Origin of the sequence: Kushneria pakistanensis (genome assembly GCF_014652795.1) — a bacterium.
GTDB classification, from domain to species: Bacteria; Pseudomonadota; Gammaproteobacteria; order Pseudomonadales; family Halomonadaceae; genus Kushneria; species Kushneria pakistanensis.
Genome location: NZ_BMZM01000002.1, coordinates 843,955 through 864,070, shown reverse-complemented (window position 1 = coordinate 864,070; position 20,116 = coordinate 843,955). Strand labels below are relative to the sequence as shown.

Annotated in this window: 24 protein-coding genes; 10 read left to right on the top strand and 14 right to left on the bottom strand. The window is 62.8% G+C overall.

The window, feature by feature from the left end; translation table 11 throughout:
• The first annotated feature begins 221 nt into the window (after positions 1-221).
• The 5 genes from IE123_RS09380 (at position 222) to IE123_RS09360 (ending at position 4,065) form a co-directional block, all read left to right on the top strand.
• Positions 222-1,238: an acyl-CoA dehydrogenase family protein gene (locus tag IE123_RS09380; protein ID WP_189517394.1), complete on the top strand. Its 1,017-nt coding sequence runs from the start codon at positions 222-224 to the stop codon at positions 1,236-1,238.
• Positions 1,235-2,023, top strand: coding sequence for a PIG-L deacetylase family protein (locus tag IE123_RS09375; protein WP_189517392.1), 789 nt, complete (start codon positions 1,235-1,237; stop codon positions 2,021-2,023). Before IE123_RS09380 ends, IE123_RS09375 begins: the two co-directional genes overlap by 4 nt.
• Positions 2,016-2,642, top strand: coding sequence for an SAM-dependent methyltransferase (locus IE123_RS09370; protein WP_189517390.1), 627 nt, complete (start codon positions 2,016-2,018; stop codon positions 2,640-2,642). The genes IE123_RS09375 and IE123_RS09370 overlap by 8 nt, the downstream gene beginning before the upstream one ends.
• Positions 2,626-3,336, top strand: a complete 711-nt coding sequence (locus IE123_RS09365) for a glycosyltransferase family 2 protein (protein ID WP_189517388.1) — start codon at positions 2,626-2,628, stop codon at positions 3,334-3,336. The genes IE123_RS09370 and IE123_RS09365 overlap by 17 nt, the downstream gene beginning before the upstream one ends.
• 237 nt (positions 3,337-3,573) lie before the next feature.
• Positions 3,574-4,065, top strand: a complete 492-nt coding sequence (locus IE123_RS09360) for a YciE/YciF ferroxidase family protein (protein ID WP_189517386.1) — start codon at positions 3,574-3,576, stop codon at positions 4,063-4,065.
• Between the two features lie 160 nt (positions 4,066-4,225).
• On the opposite strand, the gene ccmI is transcribed toward IE123_RS09360, so the two are convergent.
• The 11 genes from ccmI to IE123_RS09305 all read right to left on the bottom strand — a co-directional run bounded on the left by ccmI (position 4,226) and on the right by IE123_RS09305 (position 12,426).
• Complete coding sequence (ccmI, locus tag IE123_RS09355; protein WP_189517384.1) at positions 4,226-5,119, bottom strand: c-type cytochrome biogenesis protein CcmI; 894 nt, start codon at positions 5,117-5,119, stop codon at positions 4,226-4,228.
• Positions 5,116-5,619, bottom strand: a complete 504-nt coding sequence (locus IE123_RS09350; RefSeq protein WP_189517382.1) for a cytochrome c-type biogenesis protein — start codon at positions 5,617-5,619, stop codon at positions 5,116-5,118. The genes ccmI and IE123_RS09350 overlap by 4 nt, the downstream gene beginning before the upstream one ends.
• Entirely contained in the window at positions 5,610-6,137 is a 528-nt protein-coding gene (locus IE123_RS09345; RefSeq protein WP_189517380.1) for a DsbE family thiol:disulfide interchange protein, read from the bottom strand. Before IE123_RS09345 ends, IE123_RS09350 begins: the two co-directional genes overlap by 10 nt.
• Positions 6,134-8,107 carry a heme lyase CcmF/NrfE family subunit gene (locus IE123_RS09340; protein WP_308430212.1) on the bottom strand — a complete coding sequence of 658 codons (1,974 nt, stop codon included), beginning with the start codon at positions 8,105-8,107 and terminating at the stop codon, positions 6,134-6,136. Before IE123_RS09340 ends, IE123_RS09345 begins: the two co-directional genes overlap by 4 nt.
• Before the next feature lie 12 nt (positions 8,108-8,119).
• Complete coding sequence (ccmE, locus tag IE123_RS09335) at positions 8,120-8,617, bottom strand: cytochrome c maturation protein CcmE (RefSeq protein WP_189517379.1); 498 nt, start codon at positions 8,615-8,617, stop codon at positions 8,120-8,122.
• The gene (gene ccmD, locus IE123_RS09330; protein ID WP_189517378.1) at positions 8,614-8,829 is read right to left on the bottom strand and encodes a heme exporter protein CcmD; all 216 of its coding nucleotides are present in this window, start codon (positions 8,827-8,829) and stop codon (positions 8,614-8,616) included. Before ccmD ends, ccmE begins: the two co-directional genes overlap by 4 nt.
• Positions 8,819-9,568 carry a heme ABC transporter permease gene (locus IE123_RS09325; protein ID WP_189517377.1) on the bottom strand — a complete coding sequence of 250 codons (750 nt, stop codon included), beginning with the start codon at positions 9,566-9,568 and terminating at the stop codon, positions 8,819-8,821. Before IE123_RS09325 ends, ccmD begins: the two co-directional genes overlap by 11 nt.
• Before the next feature lie 39 nt (positions 9,569-9,607).
• Positions 9,608-10,330 carry a heme exporter protein CcmB gene (gene ccmB / locus IE123_RS09320; protein WP_373295799.1) on the bottom strand — a complete coding sequence of 241 codons (723 nt, stop codon included), beginning with the start codon at positions 10,328-10,330 and terminating at the stop codon, positions 9,608-9,610.
• A complete protein-coding gene (ccmA, locus tag IE123_RS09315; protein ID WP_189517375.1) occupies positions 10,320-10,985 on the bottom strand; it encodes a cytochrome c biogenesis heme-transporting ATPase CcmA in 666 nt (221 codons plus the stop codon). The genes ccmB and ccmA overlap by 11 nt, the downstream gene beginning before the upstream one ends.
• 130 nt (positions 10,986-11,115) lie before the next feature.
• Entirely contained in the window at positions 11,116-11,937 is an 822-nt protein-coding gene (locus IE123_RS09310; RefSeq protein ID WP_229819677.1) for a cytochrome c oxidase assembly protein, read from the bottom strand.
• An 18-nt stretch (positions 11,938-11,955) separates the two neighbouring features.
• Positions 11,956-12,426, bottom strand: coding sequence for a DUF2243 domain-containing protein (locus IE123_RS09305; RefSeq protein WP_189517374.1), 471 nt, complete (start codon positions 12,424-12,426; stop codon positions 11,956-11,958).
• A 127-nt stretch (positions 12,427-12,553) separates the two neighbouring features.
• Here IE123_RS09305 and IE123_RS09300 point away from each other — a divergent pair, with 127 nt between their 5' ends.
• From IE123_RS09300 to IE123_RS09285, 4 genes are all read left to right on the top strand, one after another.
• Positions 12,554-13,663, top strand: a complete 1,110-nt coding sequence (locus IE123_RS09300; protein WP_189517373.1) for an Lnb N-terminal periplasmic domain-containing protein — start codon at positions 12,554-12,556, stop codon at positions 13,661-13,663.
• Positions 13,664-13,777: 114 nt separating this feature from the next.
• A complete protein-coding gene (locus IE123_RS09295; protein ID WP_189517371.1) occupies positions 13,778-14,086 on the top strand; it encodes a hypothetical protein in 309 nt (102 codons plus the stop codon).
• 166 nt (positions 14,087-14,252) lie between these two features.
• Positions 14,253-14,687 carry a DUF2946 domain-containing protein gene (locus IE123_RS09290; RefSeq protein WP_189517369.1) on the top strand — a complete coding sequence of 145 codons (435 nt, stop codon included), beginning with the start codon at positions 14,253-14,255 and terminating at the stop codon, positions 14,685-14,687.
• Between the two features lie 98 nt (positions 14,688-14,785).
• The gene (locus IE123_RS09285) at positions 14,786-16,189 is read left to right on the top strand and encodes a PepSY-associated TM helix domain-containing protein (protein WP_189517367.1); all 1,404 of its coding nucleotides are present in this window, start codon (positions 14,786-14,788) and stop codon (positions 16,187-16,189) included.
• A 7-nt stretch (positions 16,190-16,196) separates the two neighbouring features.
• Here IE123_RS09285 and IE123_RS09280 read toward each other — a convergent pair whose 3' ends face one another.
• A complete protein-coding gene (locus IE123_RS09280) occupies positions 16,197-16,805 on the bottom strand; it encodes a cyclodeaminase/cyclohydrolase family protein (protein WP_189517364.1) in 609 nt (202 codons plus the stop codon).
• 160 nt (positions 16,806-16,965) lie between these two features.
• Between IE123_RS09280 and IE123_RS09275 the strand changes: the two genes are divergently transcribed.
• Positions 16,966-18,441 carry a helix-turn-helix transcriptional regulator gene (locus IE123_RS09275; protein WP_189517362.1) on the top strand — a complete coding sequence of 492 codons (1,476 nt, stop codon included), beginning with the start codon at positions 16,966-16,968 and terminating at the stop codon, positions 18,439-18,441.
• A 337-nt stretch (positions 18,442-18,778) separates the two neighbouring features.
• On the opposite strand, the gene IE123_RS09270 is transcribed toward IE123_RS09275, so the two are convergent.
• Positions 18,779-19,096 carry a thioredoxin family protein gene (locus IE123_RS09270; RefSeq protein ID WP_189517361.1) on the bottom strand — a complete coding sequence of 106 codons (318 nt, stop codon included), beginning with the start codon at positions 19,094-19,096 and terminating at the stop codon, positions 18,779-18,781.
• An 83-nt stretch (positions 19,097-19,179) separates the two neighbouring features.
• The gene (locus IE123_RS09265) at positions 19,180-20,103 is read right to left on the bottom strand and encodes a DUF808 domain-containing protein (protein WP_189517359.1); all 924 of its coding nucleotides are present in this window, start codon (positions 20,101-20,103) and stop codon (positions 19,180-19,182) included.
• Between the last annotated feature and the right edge of the window lie 13 nt (positions 20,104-20,116).

Sequence of the window (20,116 nt, the reverse complement as noted above, 5' to 3'; positions counted from 1 at the left end):
ACCTACCGCGCCGGTATGAAAGCGTCATATGGCAATGCGGCATCGTGACCTCTCATGGGCCTGCGGATCAGGGCTACCTTCGGGCAGCCCTTTTTGTATCCAACTGCAACTCTTTAACCTGCAGCAACGTCGCTCACCCTGCTTGTCACTAACCTAGGGCAATAACCTGCGATAGAAGTCAGGCACGGACCGCCTGACAGGTCTCATAAAAAGGAGTTTTCATGGCTGCCTCCCTGCCCAGGCGCCTGGACGAAGCGCTGGCCTGTCACGACAGTCCCGCCGAGCGCATCGATGCCCTGGCCGCACCGCTGGATCAACTGATTGCGCTGAGGCCACTTCCCCTGCCCGGCTCGGGCGACACGCTACTACGCTGGCATGCCCTCTATCGCGTGGCAGGCTGTGACCTGGCGCTCATCAAGCTCTATGAAGGTCATGAGGACGCCCTTGCCATCATGGCAGAGCTTGGCATTACCCCCGAGGCACCGACACACGCCCGCTGGGCCATGTGGGCCGCCGAACCGCCGCAGGCCCGTGTCCATGTCAGCGGCGGCGATACGCAGCAGGTCACGCTCCACGGCACCAAGGCCTGGTGTTCGGGCGCCCCGATTGTCAGCCACGCCCTGATGACCGTCTGGCAGGGTGACCAGCAGCGCCTGGCCGCCGTGGCGCTGGATCAGCCCGGCGTTACCGTGACCGATCGGGGCTGGCAGGCCGTGGGCATGCAGGCTACCGCCAGCGTTGACGTCGATTTTGACAACGCCCGCGCCACGCTCGTCGGCCCACCCAATGCCTATCTGGACCGCCCCGGTTTCTGGCAGGGTGGGGCCGGTATTGCCGCCTGCTGGCTGGGCGGCGCGCACGCTCTGGCCCGGACACTGCAGGCGAAGGCAGCGAATCGCCACGACGACGCTCTCATGATGGCGCACCTGGGCCATGTTGATGTCGCCCTTCATGCCGGCCTTGCCGGGCTTCGCGAGGCCGCCGCCGCCATCGATGCTGCCCCGCATGAAGACAGCCAGGCGCTGACCCTGCGCACCCGAGCGCTGGTCGAACAAAGCGTTGAGCAGATCATCACCCACTGCGGCCGTGCCCTGGGGGCCGGCCCCTTCTGCCGCGATCATCACTTTGCTCACATGATGGCTGATCTTCCCGTCTATCTGCGTCAGAGCCACGCCGAGCGCGACCTTGCCGCGCTCGGCCGCCTCTGCAACGCACCCGACAGCGAGTGGCTGTTATGACTCAGGACGATCGTCGTATCAAAGGGGAAGGCACGCCCGAATCTGCCTGGCAGGCCTGGGGTGGGCTTGAAGCGATGGCATGCATCACGCATGAAACATTGGTGGCACCGGGCCAGCACGCCGTGATCGTGGCCCCCCACCCCGATGATGAAACCCTGGGATTTGCCGGGTTGATGCTCCAGCTTGCGGCGGCAGGTCACGCCATGCACCTGATCGCCGTGACCGACGGCACGGCAAGCCATGCCGGCTCGCCCTACTGGAGCGCCGAGCGTCTGGCCCGCCAGCGTCCGCAGGAAAGCCTCGAGGCGCTCTCGCGACTGGGCTGTGAACAGCAGACCAGCGTGGAACGCCTGGGGCTGCCGGATACCGCCGTGGCACACCATGAATCAGCGCTGGCCGATCATCTGGCCGCGCAGCTCACCTCCAATCATGTGGTGCTGACCACCTGGCGCGGCGATGGTCACCCTGACCATGAAGCGACAGGGCGCGCCTGCGCGCGGGCGTGTGAGCTCAGCGGCGCCCACCTGATCGAAATTCCGATCTGGTGCTGGCACTGGGCCGCCCCGGGAGATACCCGTGTGCCCTGGCATCGGGCCAGACGCCTGGGGCTTGATGCCGACATGCGGACCAGAAAACAGGCGGCCATCCAGGCCCATGAGAGCCAGCTGAAGGTGGACCCGGACACCGGCCAGGCGCCGATTTTGCCTGACCATGTGCTCTCACGCCTGACCCGTTCTTATGAAGTGTTCTTTATTGCACCGCCACAGGATGCTGCGCATGACTGACAAACCCCGTCTGGACGCCCAGGCCTTTGAGCAGTTACATGCGCAACACGCCGATCCGTGGCATTACCACACCCGCTGGTATGAAAAGCGAAAGCGCGCGCTGACGCTTGCGATGCTGACCCGCGAGCGCTATCGCCGCGCCTTCGAGCCCGGTTGTTCAATTGGCGTGCTCAGCGCAGCGCTTGCTACACGCTGTGACGCCCTGTGGATACAGGATGTCAGCGACAGCGCCGTGGCCCGCGCCCTCCAGACCCTGGAGGACCAGCCCCATGTGAGCATCACCCAGGGCGCCATCCCCGAGCAGTGGCCGCCCGGCAGCTTTGATCTGATCGTGATCAGCGAAGTGGGGTATTACATGAGCCCCGATGCGCTGGAAACACTGTGTGAGCGCATCGAGACCTCATTGAGCGATGACGGCGAGCTGCTGGCCTGCCACTGGCGTCATCCCATTGACGGCAGCGACCTGGAGGCCTGTAGCGTGCATGAGTATCTGGACAGGCGCCTGGGCTGGTTCAGGCACGGTCATTACGAAGACAGCGACACCCTGATCGATCTGTGGCAGCGCACTTCCTCTCCCGTGGCCTCTCGTCAGGAGTGCGGCCATGACGACAGGACATGATATGGCACATATCGGCGTGGTGGTGCCGGCCCACAATGAAGAGCAGCATCTGCCTGACTGCCTGCAGGCGCTGATACGTGCTGCCGACCATGCCCGGTCTAGGGGCCATGAGGTCACGCTGGTGGTGGTGCTGGACAGCTGCCGGGATCGCTCCGCCACGATTGCCGCCGAATACGGGATCAAGACCGTAAGCGTGGCCGCCGGCAATGTGGGCATGGCCCGCCATACCGGTGTGCTGGCCCTGCCGGAAGGCATCGACTGGCTGGCCTTTACCGATGCCGATACCTGCGTGCCCGAACACTGGCTGAGCGCCCAGTGTGGTGCTGGCACCGATGCGGTGTGCGGTGGGGTGTATCTGAGTCAGTGGCAGAGCCTGCCACCGGCGCTGCGTGCACGCTATCTGGCGCATCAGCGGCAAAATATCAGGCGTGAACATGTCCACGGCGCCAACCTGGGCATCAGCATGGTCGCTTATCAAGCGCTGAGCGGCTTTCGCCCGCTGCGCTGCCATGAGGACGTGGATCTGATCGAGCGCCTGAAGGCAGGCAAGGGCAGCATCACCTGGGCCCACTCGCTTCGCGTCATGACCAGTGCCCGCTGCCAGGCACGCGCCCCCGAAGGGCTGGGCGCGCTGCTGCACACGCTGGAATGCGCATGCCAGGATACCTCCTCCTTTAGCGCACAGAAGGCCTGACAGGGCGCAACGTTAAAGCCCGCATCATCAGCAAAGGCGACCCACGGACAACACGACTCTGATTCTGGCAGGCAATGACCGACGCCATTGAAAGTGATTTTGCCAGCACATTAACCTGTCTCTATAAAAGAAGATTTCGGATCACGTTCGCTTTATTTGCCGCATTTTTCTGCCATGTTTTATCTGTACCCTGGGCTTGTGCCCTTATAAAACACAGGTTAAATACTGGAGAGCTTCATGCAGATTAAAAATGCCGAGCAGCTTTTTATTCGTTTATTGTCAGAAGTTAACAACGCTGAAAGGCAGATTACCAAAGCGCTGCCAAAGCTTGCCAAAGCGACCGACAATCAACAGCTGTCCGAAGCCTTCCAGACGCATCTGGAAGAGACGCGCGGCCAGGTCGAACGTCTTGAGCAGGTCGTTGATAGCGTAGAAAGCCTGCGTCTCAAGCGCATCAAGTGCTACCCAATGGAAAGCTTGATCGAAGAATCACAGGATCTGATCGACAACATCGAGCGCGGCCCGCTGCTGGACGCCGCCCTGATTGGTGCCGTACAGAAGGTGGAGCACTTTGAAATTGCCGCCTACGGCACCCTGTGTGCGCTGGCAGGACAGCTTGGCTATACGGATGCCAAGAACCTGCTGGCAGAGACACTCAAGGAAGAAGAAAGCACGGATGAAAAGCTGAGCACGCTGGCCAAAAATGACGTCAACCAGAAGGCCGGTTGATATTTTTCAGGAGCAGGCCGGCGCTGTCCGGCCTGCCCTTTATCGCTGTCATAAAGTGATAATTCCTTCCCTTTATTGTCTGTTACTTTTTATTTTTGGCGGCAATAACGCCCTGTCACTTCATTAAATCATGCCCTTTCACAGGCAGCCTTTTACTGCTTTATTCGTCGGATGACTGTGCCGCATCAGTATCGGCGACCGGTCCCATTCTCTGCCTGGCGGTTGCCATCGCCTGACGCAGCGCCTTTTGACTGCCTTCATCATCACTGCCCGCGATCGCGGTGCGCCAGTGATCAATCGCGCCCTGATAGTTACCCGCACTGAAGGCGGTAAAGCCCAGCAGCCCGTGCACCGTGGGCTGGCGCGGATCCATGGCCAGCACTTCGTCGGTCAGCGTCTGGATGTCGTCATTCATGCGACGATCGTTTTCAACAAAGCGAATCTGTGCAAGCTCCGACAATAGAGCCGGTTCCCTGCCCTTGAGTTCGATCAGTCGGATCAGGGCATGATCGGCCTTGCCATACTGCTGGCTGTCGCGATAAAGCGGATAGAGCGCGCCCCAGACGTTGGGATTGTCCGGCTGCCTGCGCGCCTCCTGTTCAAAGCGTGCGATAAACTGCGCCGGCTGGCCGCCGTCTTGCTCCACCTGTGCACGGGCCTGATACAGCAGGAGATCATCCACGCTGCCCTCACGGTGATAGGCGTACAGCGAACCAAAGCCCACGACAACGACCACAATGCCCGTCAGCCACAGGCCACTGTAGGCCGACTTCATCCCCCGGGGCGTCTGCCCTTCGGTATCGGCGAGCAGATCGCGCTCAAGCTCCAGGCGCCGGGTGTCATAGCGCGCCTGATCGATCTCGCCATGCGAGAGTTCCTCATCCAGTCCTGCCAGCCGGTCACGAAAGACGCTGACGTTGTCGCGGGCATCATCGTCGTGCGCCTCCAGCGCCGACTGCGCCGCCAAAAGACGCCGACTGCGCCACAGCGGCAGCAGCAACAGAATAATGGCCGTCATCAGCAACAGACCAAGGCCTACCCATAACGCTGTCATTGATGACTCCTGTCCTGATCGTCCGGGCTTTGATGGCGCGACAGCAGCGTCTCGAGCCGCTGTCGCTCTTCGCGATTGAGGGCTTCAACACGCTCGCCGCGACGCGACCGGATCAGCGCGCCAATGGCCAGAAGGCCCAGCAGCACAACCACGCCGGGACCGGCCCAGAGGGCGATGGTGCGCCACTCAAGACGCGGGCGATACAGCACGTAGTCGCCAAAGCGCGCGACCATGGCCTGGCGGATGTCGTCATCGCTGTCGCCACGCGCCAGCGCGCGCGCCACATAGCCACGCATGTCACCGGCAATGGGCGAATTGGAATCACCGATCGCCTGATTCTCACACTTGGGACAGCGAAGCGTCGCGGTCAGATCGTCGTAGCGCGTCTGCAGGGCCGGGTTGTCAAAGCGGTGCAGGTCATTCGCCCCGGCGCCACCGGCCAGCAGCACCAGCGCCGCGGCGACCAGGGCCAGCACCAGCCCTCTCGGGGTTACTGCCATCGCTCGATCTCCGGCATGATCACGTCATCGATATCCTCGGGCGTGATATAGCCCGTGTGGTGATAGCGGATGTTGCCTTTTGCATCGACGACAAAGGACTCCGGCGCGCCATAGACGCCCAGATCAAAGCCGAGCCCGCCTTCCGGGTCGAAGATATTGAGCGCAAAGGGGTTGCCGAACTCGTCGAGAAAGGCACGTCCCTTCTCGCGGGTATCCTTGTAATCCACCCCGACCAGATGTACGCCACGTTCCTTCAACGCCAGCAGCTGCGGCATCTCGCGCTTGCAGGTCGGGCACCATTCGCCCCAGACATTGACCAGCGTGACCTGTCCTTCCAGCAGCGAGGCATCCACCACTCTGTCGGGGTCTTCCAGCGTGGTCAGCGAAAACGCCGGAAAGGGCTTTTCCAGAAGCGCCGAATCACGCGTCGAGGGATCACGCCCCAGTCCCTGCCAGAGCAGCAGTGCCAGCACCACAAAGAGCATCAGCGGTACGAACAGCCAGTAGCGTTTCTTCATGTGCGGGCCTCCATGGTCTGCCGGGTTCGGCTGCGGTGGCGATAGCGCTTGTCACACACGGCCAGAATGCCACCTGCCGCCATCAGAAGTGCTCCCAGCCACAGCCAGCGCACGAAGGGCTTGACCTGGATACGCATTGCCCAGGACTCGCCGTCATCCAGCGCCTCGCCCATCGCCACGTAAAGGTCACGGGTCAGGCCATTGTCCAGCGCGGTTTCGGTCATCGCCTGACGTCGGGTGGTGAAAAAGCGTTTCTCCGGATGCAGCAACGTCACCAGCCGGTCTCCCTGCGTGACCCTGATGGTGGCGCGGTCGCTGACGTAATTGGGGCCACGCGTCTCGTTGAGCTGGGTCATGGTAAAGCTGTAGCCACCCACCTCGACCGAGCGCCCCGGGCTCATGCGCACGTTGTCGGCATGATCGTAGTTGGACACCATGGTCACCCCGACGATGGTCACTGCCATGCCGATATGGCCCAGCACCATGCCGTAGTGGCTGCGCGAGAGCTTGCCCGGCCCACGCAGGCCAAAGCGGCGTATCAGCGTCAGCGGCTCGCGCGCCAGCGGGATCACGATCCACGCCGCCACCAGCAGTCCAAGGCTGACCGGCAGCGACCAGGCGCCGTCATAGAGCCAGGGAATGGAAAGCGCGAACACAAGCGACACGATCGCACTCAGCCACAGCCGGCGGATCAGTTCCCGCGCATTCATCTGCTTCCAGCGTGCTACCGGTCCTGCGCCCATGAAAAGGCCCAGCGCTACGGTCAGGGGTACGATCAGGGCGTTGAAATAGGGCGGTCCCACCGAGATCCTGCCCAGATCCAGACTGTCGAGAATGAGCGGATAGAGCGTGCCCAAAAGCACGGTCACCGTCATCACCAGCAGCAGGATATTGTTGAACAGCAGCATGGCGTCACGCGACAGCCAGCCAAAGCCGAGCGGACTTTTGACCCTGGGCGCACGAAGGGCATAAAGCGCGAGCGAGCCGCCCACGGTCAGCCCCAGCAGAATCAGAATGAATGTGCCGCGGGAAGGATCGTTGGCAAAGGCGTGGACCGAGGTCAAAACGCCTGAGCGCACCAGAAAGGTACCCAGCAGTGACAGCGAGAAGGTGACAATCGCCAGCAATACCGTCCAGCTCTTGAAGCCGCCGCGCTTTTCGGTCACCGCCAGTGAGTGCATCAGCGCCGTGCCGGCAAGCCAGGGCATCAGTGAGGCGTTTTCGACCGGGTCCCAGAACCACCAGCCGCCCCAGCCCAGCTCGTAATAGGCCCACCAGCTGCCCAGCGCAATGCCCACGCTCAAAAACGCCCAGGCAAGATTCGTCCAGGGGCGCGCCCAGCGCGTCCAGGCCGCATCCAGGCGCCCGCCCATGAGCGCTGCAAGCGCAAACGCAAAGGCCACCGAGAAACCCACGTAGCCCATGTAGAGCATCGGCGGATGCACGATCAGCCCCGGGTCCTGCAGCAGCGGATTGAGATCGGCGCCGTCCAGTGGTGGCACCGGCAGGATGCGCTCAAACGGGCTGGAGGTGACCAGGATAAACAGCAGAAAGCCTGCGTTGATCATGCCCAGTACCGACAGCACGCGCGCCAGCATGTCGCGCGGCAGGTTGCGCGAAAAGAGACTGACGGCCAGTCCCCAGAAGGCCATCATCATCGACCACAGCAGCACCGAGCCTTCATGACCGCCCCAGACCGCACTCAGGCGATAATACCAGGGCAGGTTTGAATTGGCGTTGTTGGCGATGTAGGCCACGCTGAAATCATTGAACAAAAAGCCCAGCGCCAGACAGACAAAGGCCACCAGCAGAAAAAGTGCCTGCCCCCAGGCCATGGGGCCGGCATAGCTCATCCACAGCGCCCGGCGCGTCACGCTGCCGGCCAGCGGCACGATGGCCTGCACCAATGCCATGGCGAGCGCCAGTATCATGGCGTAAAGCCCGATCTCGGGCAGAATCTGAATCAACATGGCGGGTGTATCTCAAAAACGTTCATCATTGCCGCCTGTCGTGGCAGCGGTACTCGACAATGCCTCGGAGGGAATTGCCTTGCGGGCCTCGGCGGCCTTGAGCGCGCCATCCACTTCCGGGGGCATGTAGTTTTCGTCGTGCTTGGCCAGCACCTCACTGGCCTCGAGCCAGCCGCGCTCGTTGAGCGTACCGACGATGACCACCCCCTGCCCTTCCCGGAAGAGATCCGGCAGGATGCCGCGATAGTGCACCGGCACATCCTCTTCGAAGTCGGTCACGGTAAAGGTCACATCCAGCGTCTGCTGGTCGCGCTGGACGCTGTCGTCACGCACCACGCCGCCGGCACGCAGCGAACGCCCGACGGGCGCCTCGCCCGCACTGATCTGGGTCGGGGAGTAAAAGAGGTTCATGTTGGCGCGCAGCGAATAGAGCGTCAGGCCAATGGCAATGCCTGCCAGTGCCACCAGCACCACAATGATGATCAAGCGTTGTCGACGGCGCGGATTCATGACATCTCCTCATCGGTCGCGGTCGTTGATCGCGCCGGACGTCGCGCCTCGCGGCGTTCCAGTGCTGCCACATGCCGCAGCAGCCGGCGCTGCTCGATAACGCTCACCAGGGCAAACGTCACCAGCGCGCCCAGTACCACGATAAAGGCCGGCCAGACATAGGCGGCGTAGCCGTTCATCGCCCAGAAGTCGGCCAGGGAATCAAAGGCCATGACGCCCTCCTTTTGCCAGCGCACGCACCCAGCGGGCACTCGGCTGGCGTCTGATGATCTCGTTGCGCGTGCGCGCCACCGTGACGGCGGCAAACAGCAGATAGAACCCCAGCACCATGATCAGCAGCGGCAGCCACATGCTCATCGGCATGGCCGGCTTTTCGGTAATGCTGAAGGTGGCGCCCTGATGCAGCGTGTTCCACCACACCACCGAATACTTGATGATCGGCAGGTTGATCACGCCTACCAGGGTGAGAATGGCGGCCGCCCGCGCGCCACCATCGCGGCTGGCAAAGGCGCCACGCAACGCCATGATGCCCAGATAGATAAAGAGCAGCAGCAGCATCGAGGTCAGACGCGCGTCCCACACCCACCAGGTGCCCCAGGTCGGCACACCCCAGATGGCGCCGGAAAAGAGCGCCCCGAAGGTCATCGCTGCGCCAAGAGGGGCGGCCGCGCCTGCAGCCATGTCGGCCAGCTTGATGCGCCAGACCAGAAAGATCAGGCTGCACAGTGCCATCATGGCAAAGCACGACTGCGCCACGATGGCGGCCGGCACGTGTACATAGATGATGCGAAAGCTGTCGCCCTGCTGGTAATCGGGCGGCGCAAACGCCAGCCCCCAGAGACTGCCAACGGTGATCAGAAGCGCACCGATTCCCCAGAGAAACGGCAGCCAGCGCCCGCTCATGGTGTAAAACCATTTTGGGGAGCCAAGTTTATGAATGATGGGCCACATGATTATCGGTCAGCGTTGTTCAGGTCGGCTCGGGCTGGATCAGCCATCAAGCGAGAGTTTCAGGGCAGCGGCCGCCGCCCAGGGGGCAGCCAGCAGTGACAGGGCAAGCATGGCGCCCATGAGCGCCAGCCAGGGGGCGAGCGGCGCCCCTTCTACCGCCAGCCGCACGGTACCGGCACCAAAGATCAGCACCGGCGTATAAAGCGGCAGAATCAGCAGCGACAGCAAAACGCCGCCGCGTCTGAGCCCCACGGTCAGTGCCGCGCCGATGGCACCGACCAGGCTCAGCGTGGCCGAGCCCAGCAGCAGCGTGCTCATCAAGATGCCCATGCTGTGCCCCGGCAGCGAGAGCATGATGCCCAGCAGCGGCGAGGCCAGCGCCAGTGGCAGGCCGGTGGTCAGCCAGTGCGCCACGATCTTGGCCAGCACCAGCACGCCCGCCGGCTGTGGCGCCAGCAACAGCTGCTCGAGCGTGCCGTCGTCAAAATCATCACGAAACAGACCATCGAGCGACAGCAGTACCGCCAGCAGCGCCGCCACCCACAAAAGCCCCGGGGCAATACCGGAGAGCAGCGTGCTGTCGGGCGCCAGTCCCAATGGAAAGAGCGTGACGACCAGCGCAAAGAAGATCAGCGGATTGGCCAGCTCGCTGCGCCGTCGAAAGCGCAGCCGGCAGTCGCGAATCAGCGTGGCCGAAAACCCCTGCCAGAGCCCCGGCAGGGCATCAAGGACACGATCAGTATCGGCGCGCTCAGCAGTCAACGTGCACGCCCCCCTGACCATCAAAACGAAGATTCTTAAGAACACCTGAAGAGGGCAAAAGTTCCCCGCTGTCATGATGCGAGGTCACCACGACGCTGCCGCCGGCCCGACAGTGCGCCATCATCCAGCCTTCCAGCTGGCGTACACCGGCACGGTCGATCGCGGTGAAGGGCTCATCGAGGATCCAGAGCCGCTGATGCCCCAGCGCCAGTCGGGCCAGCGCCACGCGGCGCTGCTGACCGGCCGAAAGATTCTCCACCGGCGTCTCTTCAAAGCCCGCCAGCCCGACCTCGGCAAGCGCCTGAAAGCAGGCGTCGCGGCGTACGCCACGACGCTTTTCAAACGCGCTCATGGCCTGATACCAGTCCAGATTTTCCAGCGCGGTGAGGGCCTTTTTGATCCCCGGACGATGACCGATGTAGAGCATCGAGGCCATGAAGGCCTCGCGACAACGGGCAAGCGGCTCGCCCTGCCATAACAGCGTGCCGGTATAATCTGCCATCTGACCGGAAAGAATGCGCAACAGCGTGGTCTTGCCCGACCCGTTGGGGCCTTCGATCCGCCACAGCTCCCCCGAGCGGATCTGCCAGTCAAGATCGCTGAAGAGCCAGCGCTCATCGCGCTCGCAGCCAAGCTTTAGGGTGTCGAGTTGCAAGACGGGGCCCGCACGGTATCGTCATGATCGCGCGCAGTGTCAGGCTGGCGCACGGGTCATAAAGGGGGTAAGGAATTTGCGGCGCAGTCTACGCCATTTTGCCGCGATCATCGACCCGCCACGGTGCAATTCAGCTCGGACGCATGTCAGATGCTGCACCGGCAGGACGCGCCATGCGTCGGCGACGGCGCAGCCAGGCCAGCATCAAGACTGCCACCAGCACGGCCTCGGCCAGATCGCCCCAGTAGTACATCCACACCGCCGCCTGCTGAAGCTCCTCGATATCGGCGCCGGTGCCGCGGGGAAAGCCGAACGCATACAGGAGCTTGCCAAGCGTTGCATGCGCGGCCATGGCAATGAACAGCACCGCCATGCGCGTGCGCCAGCCCGGGCGATGCGGCGCCGGGTCGGGCCCGGCAATCGCCCAGGTAAACAGCGCCCCCGAGATCACGAAGTGCAGATGCAGGACGTTTGAAAGCCAGGGGGTGTGCAGGCTGTGCGCATAAAGGGAGGTCATGTAGAGCAGATACATGCCGCCGATATCCAGTATCGCGGCCGTCACGGGGTGGGTCAGCACACGCATCGGCCACGTACCGAGAAAGCGCACCAGCCGCCGGCCACCGCCGGACGGCAGATTGCGCAGCAAAAGCGTCATGGGTGTTGCAAACACCAGCCCGAGCGGGGCAAACATGCCCAGCAACAGATGCACCACCATGTGCATCCGCACGTCCTGATGCGCGGCGTGCATCAGTGAGGGCCAAAAGGCTACGGCAAGCGTTGCACAGCCTGCGGTGAACAACAGCGTGCGCCACCAGGGCCAGGGCTTTTGCCGGCGCGTTCGCCACACGCCCGAGAGATAGGCCAGCCACACGAGCGCGATCAGCAAAAGCGCGACCGCCGAGGTCGCGCCCATGGTCATGGTGGTGTCGTGCAGACTCGAGTGTGACGTCACGGGCAGGCCCCTGCCGGATCAGTGCTGGCTGGTGGCCTGACCCTGACGGGCGCGCTGCAAAAGCTTCCAGCCAATCGCCAGCAGGATCAGGCCCGCACCGATCCAGGCAATGTCATAAAGCCAGACATGCTCGACGTAGCGCACCTGATGAAGTCCCAGAATCTTGTGATCGACGATGCCGTCAAAGGTCTGAAAGCCCCCCATGCCGAGCAGAAAGCCCGGACCGCGATAGCCGGGGGCCTGGGCGCGACGCCCGTGCAGCTCGATCATCATGAACGCACCCACAATGAAGAGCACCAGCTCCATGGTATGCAGGATGCCGTCGGAGGCCAGCGCCAGCGCCGTGGAGCCGGTATCAATGAAGTGGTGCCAGGCCAGCAGCTGGTGAAAGATGATCTCGTCGATGGCCGCCATGAAGCCGATACCCAGCAAAATGGCGGCGATCATGGTGCGGCGAACATCCTGGGCAACGGGGGGCTGGACGGCCATGGCGCTCTCCTGACAGGTTCTGATGCAGACAATGCGTTATCGTGGCCTCAAGCCTGGCGCATGACGGCGGATCCGACATCATGCCCGGATCAAAAATTTCTCTGATCTCGACCACCGGAGCCCTTCCATGCTCTCTTTCCTGAAACGCTGGTGGCGTCCTGTACTGCGCGGGACAGGCCGCGCGCTCGGTGCGTTCCTGATCATGCTGACCACCGCGTGGGGCGCCCTGGCCCTGTGGTACCAGCTGCCCGGGCCGATGACGCTGGTTGTCACTGTCATGATCGGCTGGGGCCTGCTGGGGCTGGGCGCCGCGTTTGCAGCGCTGAGACTGCCCCTCTTTCGACGCTGGCCTCGCGGTATACCGGGCGTCTGGCTTGTCGCGGCGTTGGCCCTGCTGGTCTGGTGGCAGACCATCACGCCACGGGGAGATCGTGACTGGGCCGATGATGTGGCGCGCCTGCCGCGCGCCGAGATCCAAGGGGATCAGGTCACGCTCGAGAACGTGCGCAACTTCGACTGGCACAGTCGGGATCGCTATACCCAGCGCTGGGAAACGCGCACCTACGATCTTTCCAGGCTTGAATCCACCGACCTGATCGTCTCCTACTGGATGGGCCCAATGATCGCCCACACGCTGGTCAGCTTCGGCTTTGAAGACGGTCAGCAGCTGGTGTTTTCCGTCGAGATTCGCCGTCAGCGCAATGAAGCCTTCTCGGCCATCGGTGGTTTTTTCAAGCAGTTCGAAATGGCCCTTATCGCCGCCGATGAGCATGACATCGTGCGCACCCGCACCAACGTGCGTCATGAGGACGTCTATCTCTATCGGGTGGCCCTGCCCGATGACGCCGCCCGTCAACTCTTTCTGGCCTACCTTGCTGAGGCAGACACCCTGCGCAGAACGCCGGCCTTCTACAACACCCTGACCAGCAACTGCACCACGCTGGTCTTTGACATGGTGAAACGCATCATCCCGGGGTTGCCTGTCGACTATCGACTGCTGCTGTCGGGCTATCTGCCCGACTATCTGTTTGATCTTGAAGCACTGGACACCTCCCGGGCGCTTTCCGAACTAAAGTCGCGTGGTCATATCAATTCCCGCGCGCTTGCGGCCGATAACGGGGGGCATGCCTTTTCCGACTTCCCGGCCCTGATCCGCAAGGGCATACCGACGCCGGACGGGCAGCTCATCGGCGTTGATGCATTACATGATCAGGGGCACGACGGACCAAACCATTAAAGACATGAAATGGACGGCTCAAGTGCCTGAGCTTGAAGTATGAAAAGGCAATTTCATGCTAGGGAGAGCGAGCGTTATCACATAACATGGATATATAAATTACAGAGGTGTTTCATGAGGCCCACAGAGCTCAATGTCCGCTGTTTTCACTGTGGCAGCCGACGCATTACCATCCGATCCGGCCATATGCGCCCGGTCGAGGATCCCGTGCACTGCCGGGAGTGTGATACCTATCTGGGCCGTCGCAGCGACGTGGCCTTTGAGCGCCGTCGCCTGATTACCGGTGCGGCCAATGAACCGTTTGATCTCCCCCATGGCACCGTGGCGCTTCACACGCCGGTGGCGCTCAGGGTGATCGATGACAGCGACACGCCGTCACCTGCTACGCCGCTGAAAGCCAACGGAACGCCTTCGCCAGAGTAGGCGCCCCCTGCGCCGGCCGGCTTCCGGATCGTGCCATACCGGCGCCGCCTGCCGAATTTCAGTATCACCCAGGCCACAACTGCCTGTCGGGATGTCCCCGGGCGTCGGTTTGCGTTAAGGTCTCAGGCCTCAACCGTACACTTTCAGGCGCTACCCTCGCCCACCCATGACTCGTCTGCGCTGCTCGTTTCCGGCCTGGCTGGCTCTGGCCGCAATGCTGGTTATTTTCATGGCGCCGGTGCTCTCACAGACACTGGCGCTGGCCCATGAGCGTGAGCGCACCAACCCCGCTCCCCCCTGGCATGATCAGACGTCCGGCATGCATGCCGGGCATGTCATGGCCGGGCTGCAGACCCTTGAAGCGCATCAGGCCGGCACTGTTCAATACCGGGAGACCCATCCGGCAGGCCATATGGATCTCGCCCAGTGTGGCTACTGCTCACTTCTGGCCCATACCCCACTGATGGTGGAGGCCGCCCTGGCGCTGCCCCCCAGTCGTGCGGGGCCCGACACCGCGCCTGTTCCTTCTCTTCTGCAGGGCCACGCCCGGCATCCCCATTTCCCCAACGCCCTGTCGCGCGCCCCACCCCTGTCCGTCTGAAGCACAACCAGACCACGTTCTCCCCCCTCTTCTGACCGGAAGAGGCTGATCAATGAACGCGCCATGAATATCCATTCATGGCCATGACAGGTGCTTTCATGACACACGACACCGCCACTGCGCCGACCGTGCGCAAGCCGTGGGGATGGGCCTTCATCGCCCGACTGCATTTTTATATTGGACTGCTGGTCGGCCCCTTTATGCTGACCGCCGCGCTCAGCGGCATCCTCTATGCCCTGACGCCGCAGATCGAACAGGCGCTCTATCACCAGCAGTTTTATACCGAAAGCGATGGCGGCACCCCACTGCCGCTGGCCGATCAGATCCGCGCCGCCCAGCAGTCACTGGGACGCGATGACACGCCCATCGCAGTGCGCCCGGCACCCTCGCCGGGTGAGACCACCCGGGTCATGTTCTCGGACCCGAGCGTCGGCCAATGGGAGCACCTGGCGTTTTTTATCGATCCGGTCACCGGTGAAGTGCGCGGCGCCCTGCCGGTCTATGGCACCAGCGGCATTTCGGCGTTTCGTATCACCATCGACAAGTTTCACCGCAGCCTGCTGCTGGGCGAGCCAGGGCGCTTTTACAGTGAGCTGGCCGCCTCCTGGCTGTGGGTGGCCGCACTTGGTGGGCTGGCGCTCTGGTTCAAGCGTCGACGCAGCATGCTGCGTGACAGCGCCGGCCAGCGCGCCAGTCGCTGGCACAACCGGCTGGGCCCCTGGGCACTGATCGGCTTTCTGTTCTTCTCCGCCACGGGGCTGACCTGGTCGAAGTATGCCGGGGGCAATATCGGCGAGCTGCGTCACATGTTCGGCTGGCAGACGCCGACGGTCTCGACCCATCTGGACGGCGTGACCCCTGCCGAACAGGGACCGCACGCCGAGCATGCCGATCACGCAGAACACGCCGGCCATGGCATGGCCATGATGAATCACGCCCTTGACCCGACCCTTTTTGACCAGGTGCTGTCTGCCGCGCGTGACGAAGGGCTTGAGGCTGGCGAGATCGAGATTGTGCCGGCCGCCGGACCGGGCAGCGCCTGGAAGGTGCGTGAGGTAGGCCGGGAGTGGCCTACCGAGGTGGATGAGGCCGCCATCGATCCGACCACCCTGACCGTGATCGATCGCACCCGCTTTGAAACGTTTCCGCTCGCCGCCAAACTGACCCGCTGGGGCGTGGATCTGCACATGGGCGTGCTGTTTGGCGTACTCAATCAGCTGGCGCTGGTGGTGTTTGCCGGCGCGCTGGTGATCATGCTGGTGCTGGGCTATGCCATGTGGTGGCGCCGCCGTCCGACCCGCGCCAGTACCGCCATGACACCCGTGACGCTGGGCCAGGCGCTGGCCCGGGCGCCGCGCCCGGCAGCGCTGGCCGTGGTGGTGAGCGCCGTGCTGCTCGGCCTGGCCCTGCCGGTACTGGGCATCAGCCTGGTACTGCTGATCCTGATCGATGGCGCGGTGGCGCTGTCCCAGCGCCGACAACGCGCCCGGGCGCTGGGCTGACCGCGGCTCAGGCCGGGGCGCTCGCCGTGATGGCCGCCAGCAGCATCTCGGCGCGATGTGCCAAGCCATCGCGGGAAAGCCTTGCCCGGTCACGAGCGGCGTCACTGCCCAGCTGTCCGGCATTGGCATCCACATTGAGCAGCACACCGTGCAGCGCCGCATGGATCAGCCGGGCACCGGCAATGGCGTCGCTGACAAACTGCTGCTCGATGTGTTCACCGGCCTGCTGCGCCAGCGCCAGCGCTGCGTCACACAGCTGCGCGGTCTTTAGCGGCACCTCGACGGCGCTGGCCGCGGCAGTATGGATGGCATCAGAGCGCTCCTCATCGTCCTGGTCACGGCCAACGGCGGCCATGAACACTTCAAAGGCCTCCACATCCTCCCGGGCCAGCGGTGCCAGACGCTGCTTGAGTGACTCTCCTTCATCGATCAATGCCTGACGCGGCGCTGTCGCGTCATGTTGCTGACTCAGATGCAGCCCCTTGAGCACCAGCGCCAGGCCCAGGTCGGCGCTGACCACGGCCACGGCACCGCAGCCCGGCATCGGCTCTCGAGCCACGGTGTCACGAAAGTCGCTCAGTCGGTGCTGCCAGATCGGCGTTGTGTTATCTGTCATGGTGTCTGCGTCCCTGTATCGGCCATGGATGGCGTGTATTGAACGCCGGATCAGACACAGCATAGTGGCCACAGCGCACTGACCGGTACTTTTCAGGCCCGGGGTCGCATATCATCATGGCGCCCTTCCCCCTTCCAGGCTCTCTCGCGCAGGATTGATCATGTCTGACATTCCCCTTTCCGGTGACACGTCTCACTCACCGCTTTATCAGCTGATCGAGGAGATGCGCGAAGGCGTTATCCTGCTGGGTCGTGATGGCACGCTGCGCTGGGCCAATCGGGCCGTGCTTGCCATGCATGAGGTATCGCGCATCGAGGCACTGGGCGCTGACCTTGCCGGTTACCGGGAGCGCTTTCAGCTGCGCTTCCGACCGCCTCATTCGCAGGAGGACACACCTGTGGTGGCACTGCTGGAAGGCATCCCCTTTGATGAAGTCAGTGTCGACATCATGCTGCCGGGCCCGGAAGAGGCCATGCGTGTGCACAGTATTCGGGGGCGGGTGTTGTCCGACGGCGATGGCTCTCACGTGGCGGCCCTGCTGGTCGAGGACATCACCGAGCGGGTCAGCGCCGAGGAACGCTTTGAAAAGTCCTTCAGCATCAATCCGGCCCCTGCCCTGATATGCCGTCTCGCCGATCAGCGCTTTATCCGTGTCAACGAGGGCTTTCTGGAAATGACCGGGCTTGAGGAGGGTCACGTGCTCGGGCGCTCCATCTATGAGCTGGATGTCTTTGCCGGCGCCGACCGGCGCGATCAGGCCATTCGCCGTCTTGGTGAAGGCCTGATGATTCCGCAGATGGAGGCCGTGCTGCATCCGGGCACCACGGGGGGCAGCAAATGTGTCGTGGTCGCCGGACAGCCCATCGAGTTCAACGATGATGCCTGCATGCTGCTGACCTTTACCGACCTGGAGCCGACCCGACGCGCCCAGAGCGCGCTGCGTCGCAGCGAGGCGCAGTTTTCAACGCTTTTTCACCTGTCACCGGTGGCCACGGCGCTGGCCGATTGCCGGACACTGGCGCTGCTTGAGGTCAACGAGGCCTTTAATACTACCCTGGGGCACGACCCGGCAGTGCCCGCCACCGGACAACTCGAAGAGCTGAACCCTCAGACCCGCCGACGCATTCTTGCCGCGCTGGAGACCGGCGACCCCGTGCGCGCCCTTGAAAGTGAGGTCACCAACCAGCACGGCGAGCATCTGACCTGTCTGATCTCGGCCACGATCGTGCGTATCGAGGAGTGTGACCGGGTACTGATGACGCTAGTGGATATCACCGAGCACAAGCGCACCGAAGCCGAACTGTTTACGGCCATCGATACCGTCATGCAGGACGCGTCATGGTTCACCCGCACCCTGGTTGAAAAACTGGCCAGCGTGCGCAATACCGAGCGCTCTGACACCGCCACGGTGCCTGTTGCCATCAGCCTCAGCCTGCGCGAGCGCGACGTGCTGACCCTGCTGTGCCAGGGCCTGTCCGACAAGCGGATTGCCGCTGAACTGGCACTGGCGCACAGCACGGTGCGCAATTACGTCGCCTCGCTGTATCGCAAGCTTGATGTTCACAGTCGTAGCGAGGCCATTATCGTCGCCCGTCAGCAGGGGCTGGATACCGGGCCGGACCCTCAGGAGAGGTGATGATCCGTCGCTGAACAACGACATCACACGCCCTGCAAATGTACCCAGCCCACTAGTGCATCTGTATCTATTGGGCGTTTGGCAAAGCCGTTATATTGCCTGTGGCTTGAGGCGGCGCCAGGAAGGCCCCGGACAGAAGGACCTGGCTGATGAAAGGAATCATGTTGCTCACGCCCGGCACCTGACCGGGTAACCCGAAGGTGGCCGCCAAGGGAAGAAAGGACACTGCATGGAGGCAGCGTCGACCCGGCAACGCTCATGGACGAGCGACATGGCAGGATGCCATGGTTTTCATGGATGAAAATGCCGGGTCACCTTCTTTTTATATACACCCTTCTTATTCCAGAATGCTGGCCAGCGCGGCTTCCAGCGCCTCACGCGTGTCAGGACGCACACAGCGTGCACGCTCCTGCCCATCCTTTAGAAAGATCAGCGTCGGCCAGAGCTTGACCTGATACGACCGACCCAATCGCTTGCCCTTGCCGTCCTCGACACGGACATGGCGCACCCCGTCTGCCTGATCAATCACCTCCCTGATCAACGGCTGCGCGGCCTTGCAATAGCCACACCATGGCGTGCCGAATTCCACGACTACCGGCTCCTGGCTGGCATCGAGTTCGCTGCGCTCGGGAACGACACTATCGGGTATGGTCATATGCTTTTCTCCTGCTGTGATAACAGCCCCCGCAGCCAACGGGGACTGATCCGTTTGACGATGATCGTCTCAAGGGGCCGAGGCTAGTGGGCCCCGCGCATTTTCCTTGCCAGCGACACCGCCCCCAGCACCAGGGCGCCGAGCACCAGTCCCACCAGCATATTGATCAGCGTAGGCGTAATGGGCTGTAAAATGGCGCCCACCCCGGGGATATCGCCTTCGGCCAGCGTCAGCGTCTCGATGGCGTGGTGCAGCACCGGTATGCCATGGGTCAGGATACCGCCGCCTACCATGAACATTGCCGCCGTGCCCGCAATGGACAGGAACTTCATCAGCCACGGCGCGGTACGCAGAATGCCACGCCCCAGCGCCTGTGCGACGCCGGCACTGCGGCGGCAGAGGTAAAGTCCCACGTCATCGAGCCTGACAATGGCCGCCACCAGTCCGTACACGCCCAGCGTCATGACCACGGCGATAATCGACAGCACCAGCGCCTGCTGCATGAGGGCCGCATCGGCCACCGTGCCCAGGGTAATGGCAATGATCTCTGCCGACAAAATGAAATCGGTACGCACCGCGCCCTTGATACGCTTTTTCTCAAGGGCTGTCTGCTCCTCGGCAGAGCGCTCAACAGATGCGGTGTCCTTTTTTCCGGTGTGCGGGTGCTGGCGCTTGTGCCAGGCATGGGCCAGCTTCTCCACGCCCTCATAGCTCAGATAAGCCCCGCCCAGCATCAGAAGCGGCGTGACCAGCCAGGGCGCAAAGGCACTGATCAGAAGCGCTGCCGGTACCAGCATCAGCTTGTTGAGCAAAGAGCCCTTGCAGACCGCCCAGACAATGGGCAGTTCACGCTCGGCACGCACCCCGGTGACCTGCTGGGCATTGAGTGCCAGGTCATCACCCAGCACGCCGGTGGTTTTTTTGGCGGCCACTTTCGTCATGACGGAAACGTCATCCATCAGGGTGGCAATATCATCAAGCAGGGTTAACAGACTACCAGCGGCCACGGGGCATCCTCAT